Origin of the sequence: Streptomyces sp. BBFR51, from assembly GCF_044591655.1 — a bacterium.
Taxonomy (GTDB): Bacteria; Actinomycetota; Actinomycetes; order Streptomycetales; family Streptomycetaceae; genus Streptomyces.
The window spans coordinates 15,024-32,919 of sequence record NZ_CP172448.1 but is presented as its reverse complement, the minus strand read 5'-3'; the positions used below and the strand labels follow the sequence as shown (position 1 = coordinate 32,919).

At 68.2% G+C, this 17,896-nt stretch carries 23 protein-coding genes; 12 read left to right on the top strand and 11 right to left on the bottom strand.

From position 1 onward, the window contains the following. The first annotated feature begins 238 nt into the window (after positions 1–238). A complete protein-coding gene (locus tag ACGH7X_RS00200) occupies positions 239–496 on the top strand; it encodes a hypothetical protein (protein WP_399880034.1) in 258 nt (85 codons plus the stop codon). A gap of 173 nt (positions 497–669) precedes the next feature. Here the strand turns inward: ACGH7X_RS00200 and ACGH7X_RS00195 are convergent, their stop codons facing one another. After that, entirely contained in the window at positions 670–1,656 is a 987-nt protein-coding gene (locus tag ACGH7X_RS00195) for a helix-turn-helix transcriptional regulator (RefSeq protein WP_399880032.1), read from the bottom strand. Positions 1,657–1,757: 101 nt separating this feature from the next. Here ACGH7X_RS00195 and ACGH7X_RS00190 point away from each other — a divergent pair, with 101 nt between their 5' ends. The 8 genes from ACGH7X_RS00190 to ACGH7X_RS00155 all read left to right on the top strand — a co-directional run bounded on the left by ACGH7X_RS00190 (position 1,758) and on the right by ACGH7X_RS00155 (position 9,402). Continuing rightward, complete coding sequence (locus tag ACGH7X_RS00190; protein ID WP_399880029.1) at positions 1,758–2,216, top strand: VOC family protein; 459 nt, start codon at positions 1,758–1,760, stop codon at positions 2,214–2,216. 85 nt (positions 2,217–2,301) lie between these two features. Beyond that, positions 2,302–2,718: a DUF1761 domain-containing protein gene (locus ACGH7X_RS00185; protein ID WP_399880027.1), complete on the top strand. Its 417-nt coding sequence runs from the start codon at positions 2,302–2,304 to the stop codon at positions 2,716–2,718. A 25-nt stretch (positions 2,719–2,743) separates the two neighbouring features. After that, positions 2,744–3,778 carry an aldo/keto reductase gene (locus tag ACGH7X_RS00180; RefSeq protein WP_399880024.1) on the top strand — a complete coding sequence of 345 codons (1,035 nt, stop codon included), beginning with the start codon at positions 2,744–2,746 and terminating at the stop codon, positions 3,776–3,778. 11 nt (positions 3,779–3,789) lie between these two features. Beyond that, a complete protein-coding gene (locus ACGH7X_RS00175; protein WP_399880021.1) occupies positions 3,790–4,365 on the top strand; it encodes a YdeI family protein in 576 nt (191 codons plus the stop codon). 173 nt (positions 4,366–4,538) lie between these two features. Then, a complete protein-coding gene (locus ACGH7X_RS00170; protein ID WP_399880018.1) occupies positions 4,539–4,958 on the top strand; it encodes a resolvase in 420 nt (139 codons plus the stop codon). Between the two features lie 92 nt (positions 4,959–5,050). Continuing rightward, positions 5,051–5,320 carry a hypothetical protein gene (locus ACGH7X_RS00165; protein ID WP_399880015.1) on the top strand — a complete coding sequence of 90 codons (270 nt, stop codon included), beginning with the start codon at positions 5,051–5,053 and terminating at the stop codon, positions 5,318–5,320. A 109-nt stretch (positions 5,321–5,429) separates the two neighbouring features. Then, positions 5,430–8,966, top strand: a complete 3,537-nt coding sequence (locus ACGH7X_RS00160; protein ID WP_399880013.1) for a HelD family protein — start codon at positions 5,430–5,432, stop codon at positions 8,964–8,966. A 223-nt stretch (positions 8,967–9,189) separates the two neighbouring features. Continuing rightward, positions 9,190–9,402 (top strand): hypothetical protein, encoded by a 213-nt coding sequence (locus tag ACGH7X_RS00155; protein ID WP_399880010.1) that lies wholly within the window; start codon positions 9,190–9,192, stop codon positions 9,400–9,402. Between the two features lie 209 nt (positions 9,403–9,611). Here ACGH7X_RS00155 and ACGH7X_RS00150 read toward each other — a convergent pair whose 3' ends face one another. Beyond that, the gene (locus ACGH7X_RS00150; protein ID WP_399880008.1) at positions 9,612–10,196 is read right to left on the bottom strand and encodes a hypothetical protein; all 585 of its coding nucleotides are present in this window, start codon (positions 10,194–10,196) and stop codon (positions 9,612–9,614) included. A 652-nt stretch (positions 10,197–10,848) separates the two neighbouring features. Between ACGH7X_RS00150 and ACGH7X_RS00145 the strand changes: the two genes are divergently transcribed. Continuing rightward, entirely contained in the window at positions 10,849–11,154 is a 306-nt protein-coding gene (locus ACGH7X_RS00145) for a hypothetical protein (RefSeq protein ID WP_399880005.1), read from the top strand. A gap of 60 nt (positions 11,155–11,214) precedes the next feature. On the opposite strand, the gene ACGH7X_RS00140 is transcribed toward ACGH7X_RS00145, so the two are convergent. From ACGH7X_RS00140 to ACGH7X_RS00120, 5 genes are all read right to left on the bottom strand, one after another. Continuing rightward, positions 11,215–11,559: a hypothetical protein gene (locus tag ACGH7X_RS00140; protein WP_399880003.1), complete on the bottom strand. Its 345-nt coding sequence runs from the start codon at positions 11,557–11,559 to the stop codon at positions 11,215–11,217. 41 nt (positions 11,560–11,600) lie between these two features. Next, positions 11,601–12,002, bottom strand: coding sequence for a hypothetical protein (locus tag ACGH7X_RS00135; RefSeq protein WP_399880000.1), 402 nt, complete (start codon positions 12,000–12,002; stop codon positions 11,601–11,603). Positions 12,003–12,032: 30 nt separating this feature from the next. After that, complete coding sequence (locus ACGH7X_RS00130) at positions 12,033–12,635, bottom strand: hypothetical protein (RefSeq protein ID WP_399879997.1); 603 nt, start codon at positions 12,633–12,635, stop codon at positions 12,033–12,035. A gap of 231 nt (positions 12,636–12,866) precedes the next feature. Then, positions 12,867–13,052 (bottom strand): hypothetical protein, encoded by a 186-nt coding sequence (locus ACGH7X_RS00125; RefSeq protein WP_399879994.1) that lies wholly within the window; start codon positions 13,050–13,052, stop codon positions 12,867–12,869. A 681-nt stretch (positions 13,053–13,733) separates the two neighbouring features. Beyond that, positions 13,734–14,126 carry a hypothetical protein gene (locus ACGH7X_RS00120; RefSeq protein WP_399879992.1) on the bottom strand — a complete coding sequence of 131 codons (393 nt, stop codon included), beginning with the start codon at positions 14,124–14,126 and terminating at the stop codon, positions 13,734–13,736. 17 nt (positions 14,127–14,143) lie between these two features. Here ACGH7X_RS00120 and ACGH7X_RS00115 point away from each other — a divergent pair, with 17 nt between their 5' ends. After that, positions 14,144–14,572 carry a hypothetical protein gene (locus ACGH7X_RS00115; RefSeq protein ID WP_399879989.1) on the top strand — a complete coding sequence of 143 codons (429 nt, stop codon included), beginning with the start codon at positions 14,144–14,146 and terminating at the stop codon, positions 14,570–14,572. An 81-nt stretch (positions 14,573–14,653) separates the two neighbouring features. On the opposite strand, the gene ACGH7X_RS00110 is transcribed toward ACGH7X_RS00115, so the two are convergent. After that, positions 14,654–15,400, bottom strand: a complete 747-nt coding sequence (locus ACGH7X_RS00110; protein WP_399879988.1) for a helix-turn-helix domain-containing protein — start codon at positions 15,398–15,400, stop codon at positions 14,654–14,656. A gap of 271 nt (positions 15,401–15,671) precedes the next feature. Here ACGH7X_RS00110 and ACGH7X_RS00105 point away from each other — a divergent pair, with 271 nt between their 5' ends. Then, the gene (locus ACGH7X_RS00105; protein ID WP_399879987.1) at positions 15,672–15,803 is read left to right on the top strand and encodes a hypothetical protein; all 132 of its coding nucleotides are present in this window, start codon (positions 15,672–15,674) and stop codon (positions 15,801–15,803) included. A 112-nt stretch (positions 15,804–15,915) separates the two neighbouring features. Here the strand turns inward: ACGH7X_RS00105 and ACGH7X_RS00100 are convergent, their stop codons facing one another. From ACGH7X_RS00100 to ACGH7X_RS00090, 3 genes are all read right to left on the bottom strand, one after another. Beyond that, positions 15,916–16,389: a hypothetical protein gene (locus ACGH7X_RS00100; RefSeq protein WP_399879985.1), complete on the bottom strand. Its 474-nt coding sequence runs from the start codon at positions 16,387–16,389 to the stop codon at positions 15,916–15,918. A gap of 6 nt (positions 16,390–16,395) precedes the next feature. Then, entirely contained in the window at positions 16,396–17,469 is a 1,074-nt protein-coding gene (locus ACGH7X_RS00095; protein ID WP_399879982.1) for a hypothetical protein, read from the bottom strand. Positions 17,470–17,659: 190 nt separating this feature from the next. Continuing rightward, positions 17,660–17,842 (bottom strand): hypothetical protein, encoded by a 183-nt coding sequence (locus ACGH7X_RS00090; RefSeq protein WP_399879979.1) that lies wholly within the window; start codon positions 17,840–17,842, stop codon positions 17,660–17,662. Positions 17,843–17,896 lie beyond the last annotated feature (54 nt).

Sequence of the window (17,896 nt, the reverse complement as noted above, 5' to 3'; positions counted from 1 at the left end):
CGACGGACTGCGCGCCGCCGAGGCCAAGGGCAGCAAAGGCGGGCGCCGCCCGGCCGTCCCCACCGCGAAGACCGACACCGTCCGCGCCTCCTACCTGGAGGGCCGTTCGATTGCCGCCCTTGCCCGCGACCACGGCGTCAGCCGCGGCGCGATCCGCACGGCCGTTGCCGACCTCCTGCCCGACCACACCGCCATCGAGGAGGACTCCCCGGCGCCGGAGCTGCCGGTCACCCTCGACATGCCGGGGAAGGTCGGCGACTTCCTCCGTACCTCCGCACTGGACGACGTCGAGCGGGCCGCGCTCGACCAGGGGGTGACCGTACGGCGCGGCCAGGGCTACACCCTGCGCGTCAGCGCCGTCCCTGCCGTGCACCACGGGCTCCTCGCTCGCTGCCAGCCGCTCGACGGCGGCCACGGCGCCCCGGCCGTCCCTGCCCAGCGCAAGGCCCGCCGCGAGTACGAAAACCGCGTCAGCACCCTCGGAGCCCCGGCCTGACCAAGATCACGGGCTTAGCGTTACTGGCTGTTCCACCAGTCCCAAGGCCGAGAACGTGCCGGACCAGCCTTTGGGGTCATGGGCAGCGACAGGCGGACCTGCACAGGCGACCGGCGGCGACCACGGGCAGTAAGGCGGGCGGGCGCTGCCTGGCTCGGTCGATTCCGCGATGTCTACGTCACGGCGCCGTTGTCGGCGGTCGCGTAGCGCTCGGCGAGTGTGGCGAAGGCTGCGGTCAGTTCGGGAGGCTCGACGACTTCCATCGGGACTTCGAACCGCCCGAACGAGGCCGCGAGTGCTCCCCACGACCATGAACCGGCCTTGAGGCTGCATCGGTTTTCGGCGAGTGCCACGACTGTGCCGTCGCCGGCGAACGGAAGGACGTCTTGCGCAGGCAGATGCAGGATCACAGTTCCGCGGCACGGCCATTCGTTGACGTCGGATCCTTTGAAGCGTGCTGCGGTGAATTCCTGCACGTCGCCGCCCGGTACCACTCGCGGAGTGAAGCGCGGCCCGGCGGGCACGCGCGGTGTGATGCGGTCGGCGCTGAAGAGTCGCCAGTCGTTGCGGTCGAGGTCCCAGGCGACGAGATACCACCGACCGTGCGAGGTAACGAGGTGGTGTGGCTCCACGCGGCGAGCCGGACGCAGTTGTTGGTCATCGTCCGCGGCGTCGCGAGGGGCGTAGTCGAAGCGGAGCACTTCACGAGCACGGATCGTGTTCGCGAGCGTGATGAGAACGTCTGTCGGGACGTCCATGGGGGCAGCGTCGCCGGCGCGACCGATGGTGGTGATCTCGAGCCCGTCGAGGCGGTGTCGGAGCCGTGGAGGCATGACCTGCCGGATCGTCGCGAGGGCGCGAATGGCTGCTTCCTCGATCCCGACGCCGACAGCGGGTGCTGCTTGCAGGGCGATGGCGACCGCGACGGTCTGGTCGTCGTCGAAGAGCAGTGGTGGCAGCTCGCTACCGGCGTCGAGCCGGTACCCGCCGTCCGGGCCCATCGTGGCCTGGATGCTGTACCCCATCTCTCGAAGTCTCTCGATGTCCCGTCGCACAGTGCGGTCGCTGGTCTCCAGCCGCGACGCAAGGAGCGATCCGGGCCAGTCCCGCCGGGTCTGCAGCAGCGACAGCAGTTTGAGCAGCCGCGATGTCGTTGTCATGGGTTCGACCGTAACCGGGTTCTAGGACAAAAACTGACCTATACACCTGTGAGAGTTTCCGTACCGACCCGAGCGGGCCGGCTTCCCAACAAGGAGCAGCGATGACCATCCAGACGACCACCCACCTCAACTTCCGTGGCGACGCGCGTGCAGCGCTGGAGTTCTACCACTCTGTCTTCGGCGGGCAGGTCGCGATCAACACCTACGCGGACTTCGGGATGCCGGCCGGGGTGCCCGGTTCCGACAAGGTCGTGTTCGGCCTCGTCGCCGCGGAAAACGGCTTCCGGGTCATGGGGTACGACATCCCCGGCGCGACCGAGGGAACCATCGCCGGCGGCGGTACGACCCGCCGCGAAAACAACACCACCATCACCGACCAGGCACTGTTCGTCTCCATCGGTTCCGACAGCCTGGACGAGCTTCAGAAGTACTGGGACGCCCTCGCCGTCGACGCCGTCATCGTCGAACCGCTGGCCGCCTCGGCGTGGAGCGCAGGCTTTGGCATGCTCACCGACCGCTTCGGCGTCACGTGGAGCGTCAGCGTCACCTCCGCTTCCTGACCCCGCCAAGCCGCGGCGCGGAGCCGATCCGCGCCGTGGCTTCCTGTTCCTTCTCTCTCGCTTTCGTCACCGCTGAGGAAAACTCATGCTCGCTGCCCTGTCCGAGATCAACTGGTTCGCCGTGATCGTCGCCACTATCGTCTTTGCCGTCCTCGGCGGTCTCTACTTCAGCGTCATCGTCGCCAAGCCCTACAAGGTCGCGCTCGGCAACGAGAACCGCGAGCTCCCGAAGCCCGGCCCGATCTTCATCGTCGGACCGCTGGTCTCAAGCCTGCTCGTCGTCATCACCAGCGCGGTCCTCCTGCGGGCCCTCGAAATTGAATCCGTCGGCGCCGGCATCGGCTTCGGACTCGTCATCTCGATCGGCTATCTCATCGCGCAGACGCTGACCATCGCGATCAACCCGAACTTCCCCCGCCCGCTGCTGTACACGCTGATCAACGCACCCTACTTCATCGTCTGCACCGTGACGGCAAGCACCACCCTCACCCTCTGGCAGTGACCGGCACGCACGAAGGAGTCCCACAATGAAACTGCGCACCCTTGGCCGTACCGGTCTCAAAGTCAGTCCCTACTGCCTCGGCACCATGATGTTCGGTCCAGCCGGCACCCCCGACCCGGACGACTGCCGACGCATACTGCACCGCGCCCTCGACGCGGGCATCAACTTCATCGACACCGCCGACGTGTACGGCGGCGGCGAGACGGAGTCGATCCTCGGCGCCGCGCTGAAGGGGCGACGCGACGACGTGGTGCTCGCCACGAAATTCAGCGGGCCGATGGGCGACGACCCGAACCGACGCGGCGCCTCACGACGCTGGATCCTCACGGCCGTCGAGGAGTCGCTGCGCCGGCTCAACGTCGACCACATCGACCTGTACCAGATTCACCACTTCGACCCGGCGACGGACCTCGAAGAGACCCTCTCGGCACTGAGCGATCTGATCGGCAGCGGGAAGGTGCGAGCGATCGGCTCATCCAGCTTCCTTGCATCGGACATCGTCGAAGCGCAGTGGATCAGCGAGCGCCGTGGGCTCGCGCGGCTCCGCACAGAACAGCCAAGCTATTCGATCCTTGCCCGCGGCATCGAACGTGACGTCCTACCCCTCGCTGAACGCTACGGCATGGGCGTGCTCACCTGGAGCCCTCTGTCGTGGGGACTTCTGACCGGCAAGTACCGTGCCGGACAGAACACGCCCGTCTCTGCGGGCCGCGCGAAGTGGGGGCCACGCCACATGAGCGATCAAGCCAAGTTCGCCGCCGTGGAAAAAATCGCACCGATCGCCGACGAAGCGGGAATCTCGATCACCCACCTCGCAATGGCGTTCGTCATGGCACACCCAACCGTGACATCGGCAATCATCGGACCGCGCACCCTTGAGCAGCTCGACGACCTCCTCGCAGGAACGAACATCAGCCTGAGCGACGACATCCTCGACCGGATCGATGAGATCGCACCGCCCGGAACCGACACCGGCGTGACCGATGTCAGCTACACCCCGCCGGCGCTCGCGCACACAACACTACGACGACGCCCCATCGGCGACCGCACTGCCACCTGAAAAGGACCACGATGAACGCTTCCTCGTCAACCGTTCAGCTCACTGTCACCGATGCCGCTGCCTGGCGCGCGTGGCTAGACGAGAACGAGGGGACCAGCAACGGCGTGTGGGTGATCCTCGCCAAGAAGGGAACCCACACTCCGACATCGCTCACATACGCACAGGCCCTCGAGGAAGCCCTGTGCAGCGGATGGATCGACGGACGTAAGAACGCCATCGACTCTGCCACCTACCGTCAACACTTCACCCCGCGCCGTCCCCGATCGCTGTGGTCGAAACGCAACGTCGCACTCGTGACCGGTCTCATCGAGTCGGGCCGCATGCGCGAACGCGGCCGCGCGGAGATCGAGCGTGCCCGCACGGACGGACGCTGGGAACGGGCCTACGCCGGCTCCGCCACAATCGACGTTCCAGGCGACCTTCTTACCGCGCTTCGTGCAACTCCCGGCGCTGAAACAGCGTTCCTCGCCCTGGGGAGCTCCGCCCGATATCCGATCCTTCTTGACGTGACCACCGCCAGCAACGACACCGTTCGCGCAACGCGCATCGTCCGCCACGTCACTCGGCTCGCAAACTCGGAGAAATGAGCGCCGAAGGAGGAGTGCGCAAGGACGGCTTGAACACCGAACAGCACTATGACGGGGTGGTCGGTGCGCAGCCCGCAGACACTGCTGGGACCAGATGTGCAGGGGGGCTGTGACAGAGCTGGTCCCAGCAGGGCGGACGCCGTCTGGCCGTCACGGCCGCGAAGGCGGCCGCCGTGCGCGCCGCGTATGTGGGCGGCCGGTCCATCGCCGGTCTGGCCCGCGACCACCACGTCAGCCGCGGCGCAATCCGCACCGCCGTCGCCGACCTCTTGCCCGAGTACACGGCCGCGGATCCGGATGCCTTGGCCGCGGAGTCGCCGGTCGTTCTCGACCTGCCGGGCAAGGTCGCCGACTTCCTTCGCGCGTCCGACCTCGACGACGCCGAGCGCGCCACGCTCGATCAGGGCGTGACCGTGCGGCGCGGCCAGGGCTACACCCTGCGCGTCACCGCCACGCCCGCGATCCACCGCCGACTCCTCGACCTCTGCCACCCCCTCGACGGCACCCCTGGAACCCCGGCGGTCCTGGCGCAGCGCAAGGCCCGCTGCGAATACGCGACCCGCGTCAACGCCCTCGCGACCGCCACCCTGTAGCAAACTCCCCAGCCTCCAAGATCATCTCGTGGCGGGTTTCTGGTGTATCTGGGTCATGCCCCGTAATCAGGAGCCTGCGCCGTGGCCGCGCCGTGGAGAACAATCTGCGGGTCGCCCTGGAGATCGGCGTCGACCGCGCGCTCGACGCTGCGGTGCCGGGGCTCGTCGGCGCGACCATGCGAGCCAAGCTGCTCTGCCTGCACCACTACGCCGGGGAACGGACCGCCCGACGTGCCCGAGCGGTCTGGTCGCACCTGTGCCTGGGGTGTCATTACCACCAGTACGAGATCGGTCCCGCCTACGACCAGGTCTGCGTCTGGCGGGTGGAGGTCGGGGAGTTGGTGGGGGAGCTGGCCCTCTGAAGAGAGTCCCGGACTGCTTGTCACCGTCCGGTTTCTGATAGTCATGTCGCTGGGGACGGGCGTATGCCCGTAGCGGCGTCTCGCAGGGCGCCGCCAGGGAGGGAAGCACATGAGCACGACCACACGCAACGACGTCATCGCCCTCGAGCAGAAAGCGGTGGACAAGGCGTACGCCTGCTACGAGGCGCGGCTGGCCGAGATGAACGGAACAGGGGCCGCCACAGCCTCGGCCACCGGCAAGGACGGCATCGCCAACAAGAAGGACACGGAACAGCGGGCAGCGGAATACGGCAACCTCGGAGGCGAGTCGCTGGTCTTCGCCCGCGTCGACGCGCCGGAGGAGCCCGGCGGCGAGCCCCGGCCCTGGTACGTCGGCCGGCGACCGGTCTCCGACGTCCGGACCCGCGACACCGTCGTCGTGCTCTGGACCAGCGGCATGGCCACCAAGTGGCTCGAAGCACGGCCGGAGGCGCCGGGCGACATCGTGCTGCGGCGTCGGCTGCGCTGCGCGGAGCACATCGTCGAGGACTACTTCGACGAGATCGCCGTGCCCGGAGCGCTGCCCGGCGCCGTTTCCGAGGCAGTTTCCGAGACCGCCTCCGACTCCGGCCTCATCCCCACGCCGAGGCCCGCCGCGGACGACGCTTCGACGGCCGTGCGGCCGGGCACCGCGAAGCGGGGGAAGCGCCCGCCGGCCTCCACTCCCGGTGACGTCGCCCATATCCAGCGCCGCAGGCCCCTACAGCCGGACGGCTTCCTCCTCCGCGAGTTGCAGCGCTCGCGCAGCGGCCGGATGCGGGACATCGTGGAGACGATCCGCCATGACCAGATGACCCTGGTCACGGGTTCGCCGACCGACATCCTCGTCGTGCAGGGCGGGCCGGGCACCGGCAAGTCCGTGATCGGCCTGCACCGCGTGACCTGGCTGGTCAACAACGAGCACTTCACGGCCTCGGACATCCTCGTCATCGGCCCCCACCAGCGGTTCCTCGACTACGTCGGACAGGTGCTGCCCACCCTCGGCACTCGCGACGTAAACGCCGTCCAGCTGCCCCGCCTGTGGGAGGGCGAGGCCCTCGGCACCGACACCCCGCGGGCGCGGCTGGTGAAGTCCGACGAGCGCATGGCGACCGTTCTGCACCGGCGCGTCGAGCGCGAGTGCCGCCCCGAAGCCCTGGACGCCCTCCTCACCGAGCCCTCCTTCGAGGGTGACGAGCCGGCGTTCACCGTCACCGCCGGCAGCACCACCCTGCGCGTACCGCGCTCAGGGGTCCTCGCCCTCCTCGACGAGGCGCGCGGCGGCGAGGGCGCCCACCGCGAGCGCCGCGACCGCTTCCGCAACCTGCTCGTCGACCGTCTCCTGGCCGAGCTCGTCGCCCTCGCCCCGCGCCGCGGCGCGGACGGCACGATCCGCCGCAGCCTGGAACGCAACCGCAAGGTCGAACGCCTCCTCGACCGGGTCTGGCCCTCACCCGGCGCCTTGGAGGCCCTGCGCAGCCTCTACGACTCGCCCGACCTCCTGCGCGCCTGCGGCGCAGACGTACTCGACGACGAGGAGCAGGCCGCCCTCCACCGTCCCCGCGCCGCCACCGCCGACGGCGACCCGTGGACCCCGGAAGACCTCGTCCTGCTCGAGGAACTCCGGTTCCTCATCACCGGCGAGACTCCGCGCCGTTACGGCCACATCGTCGTCGACGAGGCGCAGGACCTGACCCCCATGCAGGCCCGCACCCTGCGCCGACGCGTCGCGCGGGGCGGTTCCATGACCATCCTCGGTGACCTCGCCCAGGCCACCGGTCCGCGGGCGCACACCGACTGGGAGGAACTGGGCACCCTGCTGTCCGATCACGGCGACTGGCGCGTCGCCGAACTGACCACCAGTTACCGCGTGCCCGCCGAGATCATGGAGTTCGTCGCGCCGCTGGCCCGTACGATCGCCCCCTCACTGTCGTACCCGCAGGCGGTGCGCGAGGCCGGCGAAGACGCGGTACGCACCATCGCGACCGAGCCGTGGCGGCTCCTGGACGACACCGTCGCCCAGGCCGTCCGCCTCCTCGGCAGTAGCGACGGGCAGACCCTGCGCTCGGTGGCCGTCATCGTCCCCGACGACTCCGGCTGGCTCGACGAGATCGCCCGCCACCTCGACGAGGCGGACGGCATCACGCCGCAGGAACGCGAGGCGGTGTCCGTACTGGCCGCCGCCCAGACCAAGGGCATGGAGTACGACCACGTCCTCGTGGTGGAGCCGGCCACCATCGCCGCCCGTGGCCCGGCCGGCCTGCGCCAGCTCTACATCGCGCTGACCCGCAGCACCCAGAGCCTGACCGTCCTGCACACCGCACCACTACCCGAGGCCCTCACGAACACCGGCACCGCGGACCCCGCGGAACAACCGCCCACCGGCACCGCTCCCGATACCGACACCGACGCGGGCGCCGGCGGCACCGCCGGACCGGCGGCCCCGTCGGCGGGCACCGCCCCCGAGATCGGCACCGACATCAAGGTCCGCGTCGTCGGCCAGATGACCGGCGGCAACTACAAGGTCGAGGCGGTCTCACCCGCCACCGACCGTCCGCTGCTCCTGGCCGTGCGCCACGGCTCCACCCCTCCCGCGACCGGGACGGAGCTGAACGCCTGGGTGCTGCGCCACACCTCCAACGTCACCTTCGTCACTGTCGACGAACGCGGACGCAGGCCCATCTCGCCCACCATGGCCGAGCGGTACGTGGACGCGCTCACCGTGGTCCAGGAACTGGTCGACGACAATGTCCCGGACGACGCCAGGGCCCGGCTGTCCGAACTCAAGGGCATGGCCAACCGCTGCCTGCGCCTGGACCAGCACGACTGGCTGGACGTCTGGCGCGTCCTCGGCTCTCCGAACCGGGACCGCCTCGCCCTGTTGCGCGACCTCGCCGCGAACACCAACCGCACGCTCGCCTCCGACGCCCCCGACCTGGACCGGTTCCGGGCGGAGCTGCAGCGCAGCGGCTGGGCCGACGCCCTGGCCGATGCACGCCGGACGCTGGAGGAACGCCTCGCATCCACAACAGCCGGCCGTCCGGTGAAGGAAGACCAGGACACCGAGCCCACCGCCGCGCCGGCCCCCGATCCCACACCGCCACAGCAGCTCGAGCAGCCCGAACCGGAGGAGAACCGCCCCATGCCCAGCACCGCCACCGGCATCGCCGCACCGACGCCCGAACCGATGGTCGGTCCCGGCACGGACCTGCTCCGGTTCGTGGAGAGCGCGGCTGCGGCCGACCGCGTTTGCAAGACCCACGAGGCGGTGCGTTTCGAGCTGTTGGCGGTGCTGTTCCGAGCTGACCGGCAGCCGAAGGCCGACTCACCGGTCGTCGACGCCAGCTGCACCACCGAGCACGGCCACTTCCTCTACGAGGTCTTGGGCGCGGGTCTCTCCACGTACGTCGACCTCCGCTCGGGAGCCGCCCGCCTTCACGAGATCAACCACACCCTGCAGCCGGCCGCCGACCGCCTCTACCTGGTGCTGTCCCAGCCGCCCGCCGAGGACTGGTCGGCCGCCGCCGTTCACGACGTCTTCGGCGTCCACGTCCTGTGGCGCACCCCGCAGGGCTGGGGTGGCCAGGACACCGCAACCGCTCTCGGCCTGGATCCCGGGCAAGCCTGAACTCGCCGGTCGGCGCGCCCCCTGAGCGGTGTTCCGCCGGGACGAGGCGTGCCGACCGTAGCCGGCTGATCCCGCCACTGGCTGGGTGCCATTGGCGAGAGCCAGCCAATGGCGACCTTGCGTCCCACTCGGAAACACTCCCGTGAGTGATGGAACGTCACGAGCCATAGATGTGATGGCCCCGGCAACGGTCGGGGCCACCCAGACGAGGAGAACGACGACGATGAACCTGTTGAAGCTGCTGTCCAAGGCGATCACGTCCAACCGCGAGCGTGACGCCCTGCCCCGCTCGGAGGTCTACCGCTGGCGCTGCGACACGTGTGGCGACAGTTATGTCGGCTCCGGACGGCAGCATGTCGGGAACGTCGCAGCTTCGCACCGGCGGCGGATGGGCGGCAAGTGCCGGACGCCGAAGGTGTACGCCTCCGATGTGTGACGGCGCCGGGCGGCGGGCGAGTCCCTGTCCGGTACGAGGGCTTGCGAGAGGAAGGCGCGGTCCAGGTACGGCAGGGCGTCGATGCCCGGGCTCAGCCCGTCCGTGCTGCCCTTGGGGGCGAGGCGGGCCGGGCTGATGGGCCGCGATCGACGTCGGCGGTTGGGCCCGGTAGGGGCCGTGCAGTTGGCCGAAGAGGCTGACCAGCAAGTTCAGGCCTCGACGACGATGGTGCCTATGGTCGATTCCGGGCCGGGCCCTTCCGGACGGTCGACCTTCCACCACCCCAGCACGTCCTGGTATTCCGGCTGCGGGACCGCACGTCCTTCGGCAGTCATCAGCCGTCCTTGATACGTCTGGGCGTAACGTGCTCGAACCGAGTAGACGCCGGGTCCGTCGGGGACAACGACGTCGCACGACACGTTCACCCACTCCGCCGGACCCGGGTTGTCCTCCGCCAGCGCCTCGACGTGCGTGCCGGGATTGACCACCTTCACGCCGCCCCCGCTGCGCTGCTTGCCGTTCCATACCGATGCCTGGGCCCGCTCCTGGCCCGCCAGGCCGACGATCACCTGGTTGATGGCGTTGCCGCACTCCGAGCAGTCGTGCAGCAGGTCGAAAGTGACCTCGTGCGAACCTCCTCCGCGGACGTGCACCACGTCGGCCCGGCCATCGATCTTCACGTTGCGGATCTTGAACCGAAATCCCGTCCCGCCTCCGTACGGCTCGACCATCTCGGCTCCGGGAGTGGGAGCCGTGGTGCGGTGGACATTGCTGTGACTCATCTTGTCGGTCATGCGCCAAGTAAACAGGTGGCGGCACCGGGGGAGGCGTGGTGTTCTGGATCATGTGCCGGACGAACTAGCGTTCGGCGTGGCCGCAGTTGGCGAACCCAGGACCGCGCTGGCCAAGGACTTCGGCATCGGCCGCAAGACCGTCTGCAACCACCTGCGCCCCGTCCCTGCCCGAGCCCTCACCTCTTGTCAGGGTCAGGTGCGGGGGAGGAGCGCATACGGTCGCAGGGGCACGCCGACGACCTGCAGGACGAGGCTGCGGTGTGCGGCGTGCAGGGTGCGTACGGCCGCCCGGGTCAGGCCGGGCTTCGGCGGCTGGACGCCGGCGCGTTCGCGGCCGAGCTTCGTCGGGATCCATAGGTAGCCGGGGTCGCTGCCTTCCAGGGCTTTGGTGATGCCTGTCCGACATCAGCCCCAACATCAACCGCGCGGCCCGCAAACGGGGTTCGACCCGGGCGAACCGGCCCGCGATCCGGCCCATGGCCACCTCGAAGGCCTCCCGCCAATGGCCGGGATCTATGCTGTGACCTGCGGCCACCGGCTCTTCGTATGTCTTCACAAACAACGATGATCATTGGTGGCCGTACTCGTGCTCGCCCCGGCCGCAAGGTGCCGGGTCTTGGCCTGAGCGCCGGCCCTGGAGTTGAATCGGCCGATGAACACGTCCCCCCAAGAGATCCGCATGCCCCTCAACGAGGTCGTCGCAGTCCTGCAGGACCTGAACGAGTTCGTGGTCTCCCTCGACCGGCTCGGATCCCGACGGGCATCCGGAAGCGCCGACGAACACACCGTCGGCAAGTTCATCGACGACTGGGATGTCGCTCGGCGATTGGCCCGCGCCCGGCACGTCATCAGTGTCGCGCTGGATGCGCAGCTGAGCGAGACAGACAACGCCGAGATCGACGCCCTGTGCGACCAGGGCCGCTTCTACGGCAGCCCCTCCACTGATCAGTCCGCCTGAGACAACAAGCGCATGACGAGGGCCTGATCTTCTTCACGATCACGATCTACAGCTGGAGTACTAGTCCTCGGGGATCAAGCAGACCCCGCGGCGCGCGGCGGCCTGAGCCATTTCCATGAACGCCATGGCGGCCGGAGTCATCTCCCACTCGACCAGGGCGAGCAGCAGGATCGCCTCGTCGCGATCCGGTGAGGCATCACAGGGCATGCCGGCCTTCTCCGCGGCGGACATCAGGTCCGCGGTGGCCAGTCCGCCGAGGCGCTCTGCCACCTCCCGGTGCAGAGCCTGCAGGCCCTGCTGGTACAGCTCGTTCGCCTCGCCCAGGAGCAGTACCAGGTCCTCGCCGTGGCTGGCCGGTGCCGCCGCGGCGAGGTCGAGGATGCGCTGGGTCGTCGTCATCGTCATTGAGTATCCCTCCCGGATGGGGGTGATCGCCGGTGTGGTGGTCAGCTGCAGCCATCGCACCCGGCGGCGCTGTGCAGGAGCTCGCCCGGCCCGGTACGGTCCTTGGAGTCCCATGTGGGCGGCTTACGCAAGGCGGCGTGGACGTCGCGCTCCATCCGCTCGAAGTCCTCGGTCTCCTCGACCTCGACGCCAGCGTCCGGGGCGTCGCGCCGGCGGGACAGAGCGATGAGCTCGGCCATGGTGATGTTCGGGTTGAACGGCACCTGGCGGACGCGTTCGACCAGCGCGCACAGCTCGGCGAGCCGCGGGCGGCGACCGGCGGTCAGCAGCAGATCGCGGTGGTTGGCCAGGGTGCAGGCCGAGCACGAACAGCGACTGGAACCACGCCGGTCCTTGGGCGCCGGGGTACGAGTCGTAGCACCAGTGGTAGGGCAGCCCCGCACTGATCGTGCGTTCCCAGACCTCCTCGGTGGTCACCTGGTGGGCGGGCAGCCACTCGTCGACGACCGGGCCGAGTTGTCTGTCGTACGGCGCCACGCCTCCCGGTTGCGGCGGTCCGGGCTCTCCTCGGCTCGCATCCCGAGCACGTTGGCGAACATCAGCGGGCCGTCCGTTTCCCTCCTGAGCGCGCGGACCTGCGGGGTGAACGCCTGGTACACCATCTTCGTCTTCCACGGGCCGGTGCAGGTGCGGGCCCTACCGAGCCAGGGCCAGTCGCCCCGCTCCGCGATGAAGGTCAGCAGATCGAACGGCACCCGCTCACCGTCGACTTCACGGTTGCGCCGGATCTCGACATGCCGCTCGGGCGGCACGCCGAGGGCCTGGCTGTGCTGTGCGGCGAGTTCGCTGGCACTCGGCCAGCGAACTCCGTCCACGGTGACGGAGGGCCACTCCATCGGGCCCAGACTTGCGTGTGCGGTCCAGATGCGGTCGGCGACACCGGCCTGGCGGGCAGCGTCCATCGCGATCAGGCCGGCCACAAGTCCGTCCTGCCCGCCGGACAGGTTGATGACAATGCGGTGCCGGGTCGCGGCGAACTCGACCGGGTCGGCGTACAGGGGGTTGGAGTGCGACATGGTTCCTCTTTCCTGGTGGGCGGGTTAGCGGGCATCCCTGACGGGGCCGGTCAGGTGAGGCTGGGAAGCGGTGAAGTAGGTGCACTGGGCCTCGGGCGGACGGGCTTTGCAGTGCCAGCAGGCCCGTGCCTCGGGGTAGGCACGGATGTGGTGGTGGCACTGGTGTCCGGCGTACGAGCCGCTGGTGCGCAGGTGGGTGAGGAGGATGAGGTCGAAACGCGCGAGGGGAGCTCAGCCGGTGACGCCTCGTTGCGGGTGCGGGTACTCGGTGTCTCCGCCGGCGATGACGACGCTGCTGACCGACACGAGCAACTTGCTCTGGGCGGTGTCGACGGCGTGGACGCTGTATGGGGTTCGGTTCCCGGGCCGCGTCGACCAGGGGGCGGTGTCCTTGGGGCCGTGTGCGTGGCCGATCACGGGAAAGCCTTCGAGCTGGTGCACTGAGAGGGTCGGCGGCGGATTCCAGGTGGGACGCCAAGGTCGCCCGGCCAGTGCTTCGCTCCCCCGGGGAAGTGTAGAGGGACGAGACGATCGCTGATCTCCGCAGGCAGCTGCGGGAGGCCAAGGCCAAGGTCACCGGGGTTCAGGGCAAGTTCGACGCGCTGGTCACGGTGACCGCGAACCTTTACCACGAGAACGTCGCGCTGAAGAAAAGGCTCGGCATCCACCGCCGTCTGGCCTCCCTCCCTGCCCCTGCCACGGAGCCGGATTACGTGCGAACGGACAACTGAGCACACAGATCCGTAAGTAGTGGCGCACGACGTCCGGACACTCTTCCTCGCCGCATGTCCAGGGTCCTCCTGGACGCCCCACGGGGCCAGGTTGCAGAGAAGCCGTTCGCTCAACCGGCTCCGTGACGGTTGAGCGAACGGCTTCTCTGCGCGCAGTCCCGATCCAAAGCGCCGTGACCTGCGGGTTCGAAGTTCAGAAACAGGCTATGAGGGTGTTGCGGGCGACATGGAAATCTGTGTCCACGTCATTCGCGAAGTGGCGGTTGAGGAATCGGAGCTGTTCCTCGGAGATCCATTCCAATCGGGTTGAGGTGATGCCGTCCGCGGAGGCCGCCAGCAAGGCTGACGGGCTCCGAACCCTGGACCTCTACGAGTCGGAGACTCGCTGCCCATTCATCCACTTCACTGCAGCCGTCTCCTCGCCAGGCAGCATGGCGTTGCGTTCCGGACCGAGCCAGCGGAACCACTCACGCTGATCATCAGTGAGCGGGCCCTCTGGACCACGCCAGTCCGAGAGGAAGGCCAACAGACGAGCTGCCAGCACGTCCGGCTTGAACCCGCCATCAGGTTCCGGATCCCACGGACCGACCCCTGACACGACGAACGGCAGACCACCTTCGAACGGCTCGGCCACGACCGCGCTGCGATCGGCCGCCGTGACCCGCGTCCGCAGCAGGAATTTCCAGTCGGTTTCACGCTTCGGGTCTTCCGCAGCAGACTGCTGCCCGAAGAACGGAACCGGCTCGGAGGTGAGGCGCAAGGCAGCACGCGCGGCTGATGTGCGCGGACCCGGGACAGGTCCAGGGCGCGCCCCTTGGGCGCCGCCGCGGCGGTGACGGGCTCCTTCACGGGCTCGGCCTCGGCCGGCGGCTCGACTGCGGCGGGCTCGATCGGCTCTACGGCCGGGGCCTCCTCGGCCTCGTCGCCGCGCACGGACGCGGCGAGCTGCTCGATCTCGGCGGCGGGCTTCTCCGCGGCCTCGATCCGCTCGGCCTTCTCAGTGCGGATGCTCTCGACCGCGGTCGCCAGCTCACGGAGCCGGATCAGGTCGTCGGTGGTGACGGTGCTGCTGCGCGACATCGTGTCGAACGCGCCGATCGCCCCGTCGAGCAGAGCGTCCAGCTCTTCGTCGTTGAGGGCGGTGATGTCCTCGGGGAGCGAGAACTCTTCCATAGGGCCGGCTCCAAAAGGTCGATCTTGGAGTGACCCGGCCCAAAACCAGCGGTCGATTTGCCCCGATATTAGCCTGCCGCTGTGACGGAGGCCCCAACATGGGCCCCGAGCGACCTAACCGTCTGCGGGCCTTGGGCGAACTGGGCGATGAACGAGATCTTCACGACGACCCACGAGTTCGCGGTACACCGAATCAACGCTGCGCCGACTGGGCAGTTCCCCGTTGAGGACAGAAGCCACTGTCCTCTGCGCGGTTCCTGCCGCCTCCGCGATCTGACGGATGGTGGGTGCTCCTGCCCTCTCACGAAGGACATCCCAGACCGCCGCCATACCCTCTTGCTCCTGCAACTGCTGCAGCAGTACCCCCCTCGGTGAAGTGTCGACGGTCTCCTCGGCGCGAAGGCGCACGAGGCGCCTGCCCGCAGCCGCTTGCAGCGATTTGGAAGGCGCCGCCATTGCCGGAGCGCGCTCCTCTGCTTGAAGCCACTGCTGCCCGGTGAACATCAACATGGCAGTGTCAGCGTGCCGGTCTAGACGCGTAGGGGGCAGGCCGACGGTGGGCGCCTTGAGCTTTGCCAGACGGAGCCGCTCGACTTCGTCCTCGGTCTCGGTGCGGCGTTTCGTCCATTCCGCCTCGTTGCCGTTCCATGCGCGCACCAGCGCTTCAAGCACGGGGAGCGTAGGAATTCGTTCGCCCCTCATTGCCGCGTACAACGTGGACTTCGGCATGTGATTCTCCGCCGCGATGGCCTCGACCGACTTGGCGTTGAAGCCGGCCTGGTCGCGTAGTGCGCGGAGCGCGAGGGCGAAGCGGGCCTTGGGTCCGTCGTTGGGGTTGAGTGGCGTTGCACGGCGTGGCATGTGGTCTACACCTGTTTGTCTCGCGTAGAGCGCGGATTGTGCGCGTATTCTCTCTGCCCTCTACCGGGACTACAAGCGCGTTGCGAGACTTCGAGCACCAACTCAGCAGCCACCAGGCGTCTCTAGCCTCGCAAGCATCGTGAAGACGCCCGGCGGCCGGACCGCCGCTCTCGCGGCAGATAGGACGGCAACAGTGGTGACGCCCTCTGGCCATGATGGCCCCCGCCACCCCCTTCACCGCAAGCCTCGCCTCAAGATCATCCTCGTCGGCGTGGCCGTCGTCGGGATCGCGGCGCTTCTCCCGCCGGACCATGTGAGCGCCGTCGCTCAGGCGGTCGGCGCCGCCGCCGCGTCGACGATGGTGCTGCGCGGCAGCAGGGAGGACGGAGTGATGCTCGGTTGACCGTGAGCGCGACAGCGCCCCGACTTCAGTCGGGGCGCTGTCGCGCGCGAGGGACCGGTTCCACTTGCCCGTGCCCCCGGCCGTCTTACTGATCATTTCGACAGCCTCAAGGTCACCGCTGCGTCAGATCAGCGATCGCATCGAGCGTCCACGCGTCCAGGGCCCGGACGGCTTCGAGCGGTGGCGGGCCATGCTGGGCGGCGTTCTGCTCGGTGTCATATTGCTGCCACAGCGTCTTTGACTGCTCAACGCTATTGGCCGACGCGAGTGGGGCGTCGAGGCATGATGCCTGCACGCGCTCGATCTCGGCTTTGCCTGCGGCCCAGTCCGCAGTGCGCTCCGATTTATGGTCCGGGTCGGTCGCGTATCCGTTTTCGATGGTTTTGAGTGCTGCTCGGAGGTCGATGACTGCATCGACGCAGGTCCTCGACCTCTCACGCTCCTGAGCCTGCCGGTCCATCCTGATCGGGACCCAGAACGCCACCAGGCCAACCACGAGGCCGATCACGGCGACAACGAAGTTCAGGTTCTCCAGCATCGACTTCCACCTGGAGCCCGCTGCGCTGCTGGTTTCCTCGTCAGCCACGACAGGTCACCCGCACTTCTTCTCAACGAGAATGACCGACTCGGCCGACTTCGTGCCGTTCGGTGTTCTGGCCAAGGCCGTGCTTGTCGTGTTGGTGAGCCCGCAGTCCACGTCTTCCTCGTCGGGAAGGACAGCCGTGAACTTCAAATAGGCGCCCCCGCCCGGGTCAAAGGAGCCCAGATTGAGGCCGTCTTCTGTGACTCCATCTTCGGTCTTCTTCCACTTGCTGTCAGTGCGTGACGTGGAGAAGCTGGTGCTGGCGGACACGTACCGGAACGAGGCGGGCAGCTCACTACGCAGCACCACGTTGTTCTGTTGCGTGGTACCGGTGTTGCGGTAGTGCATCTTGAAGGTGACGCGCGTTCCCACCTCGAACCGAAGACCACTCGTGACCGTCTCCCCTGCCTGCGAAACTGCCTGGCTGATCACAAAGTTGGGCCGGTCGGCAACGAAGCGGAACCGCACCCGTCCCTCGCACTGACGCGCCCCAGTGAGAACACCGTCCTGCGCCGAGCAGCCGATAAGTGTTCCTGCCTCGGAGAACAGTTCATCAGTCGGCAGGCTTACGCCCTTGGGTGCCGCCTCGGTATAGATACGTGCGGAGTCAGGAACGATACGCACAGACACCGACGTGTCCGCCGGGGTAGCCAGCGCCAGCGACTGCCACAACCGCGCGGGCTCAGCGCTGTCGGACTGAAGGAAGGCGGAGATGCGTTCACGTCCCTTCACCCTCGCAGGCAGCGTCGCGCGCACTCGGGTACCGGTACTCACCCCTGTCTGGGTGCCGGGGTCGGCGTCGTTACGGAAGAAGACCGTCGCCTCGTAGGTCTGGCCTGGCTGCAACGTGACGTCTCCGCCCACATACCGCTGACCGGTGGCGACTTCGGTGACGGACAAGAAGTTCCGCTCGTCTCCGTGCCGAGGGTTGTCGGTCACCGAGTTCAACGTTGCGCGCTCAGGACGGTCTGCCTCGGTGAAAGTCGGTCGGTCCGGGCCCCACCCAGCGGTCACGCTGCCGAGGTCGAGGCCCTTCCCGCTGTCATTGCCCGTGTTCCCCGTATCGCAGGCGCTCGTGGTCACGAGTACTAGAAGGGTGATCACCGCCCAGATGTGGCTGTCGTCTGCCAACCGGTGTGGCGCCCTCGCGACAGCCAAGTGGTTCCGTATGCTTCGCACACCTACCCGCCCCCCGCCGGCCATCCGCCACGGACATCGTCCCGTGCAGCGTCATAACCGATGCATGAGATATACCCCGAAGGCGGTAATTCCGTCAGGCGTCTTTCTGAAGTGGTCGCTTAGGCGGGACCTCGCGCAGCACGCTTCTCGGGTACCGCTTGCCGACGGCCTCGGCGGTCGGCTTGCTGGTGGAGCTGTACATCACCTTCTCCTTGTCGCCGTTGGTGACGACGACTTCCCACTTGGTCTTGTTGCCCTTCTGGCAGTTGCAGCCCATGTCAGATCACTCCGTTCTCTACGGCCACGGTGACGGCGGCCGGCTGTTCGGCGA